At 59.1% G+C, this 2,530-nt stretch carries 3 protein-coding genes; all 3 read right to left on the bottom strand.

Annotation, left to right across the window (positions count from 1 at the left end; translation table 11 throughout):
• Nucleotides 1-49: 49 nt before the first annotated feature.
• The 3 genes from tnpC to tnpA are packed head-to-tail and all read right to left on the bottom strand — an operon-like array spanning nt 50 to nt 2,444.
• Nucleotides 50-1,606 carry an IS66 family transposase gene (tnpC, locus tag NCT04_RS31655; protein ID WP_244832288.1) on the bottom strand — a complete coding sequence of 519 codons (1,557 nt, stop codon included), beginning with the start codon at nt 1,604-1,606 and terminating at the stop codon, nt 50-52.
• Nucleotides 1,607-1,639: 33 nt separating this feature from the next.
• Nucleotides 1,640-1,990 (bottom strand): IS66 family insertion sequence element accessory protein TnpB, encoded by a 351-nt coding sequence (gene tnpB, locus NCT04_RS31650; RefSeq protein ID WP_012428381.1) that lies wholly within the window; start codon nt 1,988-1,990, stop codon nt 1,640-1,642.
• Nucleotides 1,971-2,444 (bottom strand): IS66-like element accessory protein TnpA, encoded by a 474-nt coding sequence (tnpA, locus tag NCT04_RS31645; RefSeq protein WP_250469797.1) that lies wholly within the window; start codon nt 2,442-2,444, stop codon nt 1,971-1,973. Before tnpA ends, tnpB begins: the two co-directional genes overlap by 20 nt.
• Nucleotides 2,445-2,530 lie beyond the last annotated feature (86 nt).

Here is a 2,530-nt window from a genome sequence, read left to right as displayed (position 1 = left end):
GTAAGCGCGCATTAGACGGCGTCCCTTGCGCATTGCCATGCGACATACGTCAGGCTATGGTTGGATTCAGTCGCCAGGGCAGCAAAGCCTCGTAGTCGTCGGCGGTGTTCGCGTGCGGCAGACTTTTGAACAACGCGATGAGGTATTGATACGGCTCAATGCTGTTGGCTTTGCAGGTTTGCACGAGCGAATACAGGTTGGCGGCGGCGTTTGCGCCGGCGACGCTGTCACTAAAGAGCCAGTTCCGGCGTCCAACCGTAAACGGTCTGATCGCGTTCTCACACGGATTGTTCGAGATGGGCCACGCTCCGTTGCCGACGTAGCGAACCAGCTTGGGCCATTGGCCTCGCAGATATTGAAGCGCTTTGCCGAAGCCGCTTTGCGGCAACACCGTGTTCAGATGACGCGATAGCAGCGCCTCGATCTGATCAAGAACTGGCTGACTTCTGGCCTGTCTGAGTTGCTGGCGCTGCTCCGGCGTCATGTGTTCGGATCGTGCCTCAACGGCAAACAGCTGGCCGATCAGGCGAATGAATTCGCTTACCGGATGATTGCCGCCGCGCTGTACCTTAGGGAGGTTCTCTTCCGCCTCAATCAGGTAACGTCGCGCGTGCGCCCAACATCCAAGGTGCACCAGCTGGTTTGTTCGGGCGATTTCGTTGTACGGCTCGTAGCCGTCGCTCATCAATACCGCTCCGGGTTTGATGCCTGCATAGAGCACAGCGGCCTGCGCCGCGCTGCGCGTGGGACTGTAGTTGAACATTCGCACTGGTGGTCCGGTACCGTTCATCTGCGCCCACATGTAGCTCTTGCGTTGTGCAGCACGGCCCGGCTCTTTTAGTACCTGCACCGTCGTTTCATCGCCGTAAACGATGTCGGCCTCGAGCAGGTGGTCGCGCATCAGGTTAATCAGCGGCTGCACCGCCATGCCGACGCGCACTACGCTTGCTGCCAGCGTGCCGCGTGAGAGATCGCCACCGAAACGGTGCAGCAACGCGGCGATCCGGTACAGCGGCAGCGCGTCAGCAAACTTACTCACAACCACCCATGCAAGCGCTGATTCAGTGAGTAAGCCCTTTGGGATGATGCGCGAAGGTGCCGGCGTCACCTTGATGCTAAGGTCGCAGCAAGGGCATGCGTATTTGATTCGCTGGTGCTGAATGACGCGAACCTGCTGCGGCACGATATCGAGTTGCTCGCTGATCTCAGCGCCGATCTCGACCAGTGCGTGGCCGTCGTGTGCGCAGACGCGTTCTGATTCGGGCAACTCATGGCGCACGACCTCGCGAGGCAGCATCGGGTCTAACGGTTTGCGCCCACGCTTCTTGCGTTCATGCGCGCCGACTTCGACGCTTTGTTCAGTTTCGGCCTGTTGCGCCGGCTCGCATCCCGTTGCGAGCGCTTCTGCTTCGTTCAGGAAGAGGTCGCGTTGCTCAGCACCGCGCACTTCGCTCCTGGAAGCAAACAACTGCCGCTGATAGGCCTTAAGTCTCTCGCGCAACAAATCGCGTTCGACTGTCACCACACGCAACTCGCCTTTCATGGCAGCGAGTTCTGCGCGCAGCGCCTGCAGTTCGTCGGTAGAAGAAGAGGATGATGGCGGCATCGCTGAATTAGACCAGCGATGCCGGTTCTCGTTTCAGGTCACGCGCTGATAATAACGCCTCGGATGCGCGCGCATCGCTTCGATGTCGATGCCCTCCAGTAGCCAGTGAAGTTGCTCTGTTCGCAGCATGAGCACCGCTTCCTTGCGCGGCCATACGAAGCGGTCCTGCTCGAGGCGTTTCATGAGAAGCCAGAAGCCGTTACGGTCCCACAGCAGCATCTTGATGCGGTCGCGCCGCTGATTGCTGAACACATAAACCGCACGCGCGAATGGATCGAGCTTCATTGACTGCTCGACGATGGCTGCGAGACCGTTGATGCTCTTGCGGAAGTCAACGGCGTCACGATGCACATAGACTTTCAGTTCATCGTCCAGGCGGAACATCGCACCGTCCAAGCGTCTCGATCATGGCCGATAGCAACGGCGCATCATTGTCGGTGCATTCAAACCGGAGTGTGACGCCGTTGGGCATCTGCACCATCAACCGCGCCGAAGGGGGCGACGACGTCCTTGCTGCGGGGGTGTGGCGGTGTGCCTTCGTGGATGCGGGCGCAACCACCGCTTCGTGACTTTCGACTTCGACTACTGGAACGAAAGCTGTGCCAGTCGGCGTCGGCTTTAGGGACGTGCCAGCCAGTCGCTGCTGATGCAGCTTGATCCACTTGCGCAGCAAGTTGGCGTTGACGCCATGCTTGAGTGCGAGTCCGGCGACCGAAGCGCTCGGCTCAAGACACGCTTCCACCAACTTCTGTTTCGTTTGCCGGTCATATCTGCGCTTGCCGTCCCGACCAACGTTGACGACCTTCAACCCGGTCGTTCCTGAGTGCTCTTCTGTCATGAAAGGTGTCCACTGATTCGAAACAGTGGACATAGCCTGCACGCTCAGATCAAAGAGTTCCAGACGTCCATTTCTGCGCGCTTACG

Source organism: Caballeronia sp. GAFFF2, assembly GCF_023631485.1.
Taxonomy (GTDB): Bacteria; Pseudomonadota; Gammaproteobacteria; order Burkholderiales; family Burkholderiaceae; genus Caballeronia.
The sequence above is the reverse complement of the archived record's forward strand: the minus strand, read 5'-3'. Positions and strand labels throughout refer to the sequence as shown.

Bases quoted from the DNA above. Each gene is read 5' to 3' on its own strand.
- tnpC (WP_244832288.1), bottom strand. From the start codon at position 1,606: ATGCCGCCATCATCCTCTTCTTCTACCGACGAACTGCAGGCGCTGCGC.
- tnpB (WP_012428381.1), bottom strand. From the start codon at position 1,990: ATGTTCCGCCTGGACGATGAACTGAAAGTCTATGTGCATCGTGACGCC.
- tnpA (WP_250469797.1), bottom strand. From the start codon at position 2,444: ATGACAGAAGAGCACTCAGGAACGACCGGGTTGAAGGTCGTCAACGTT.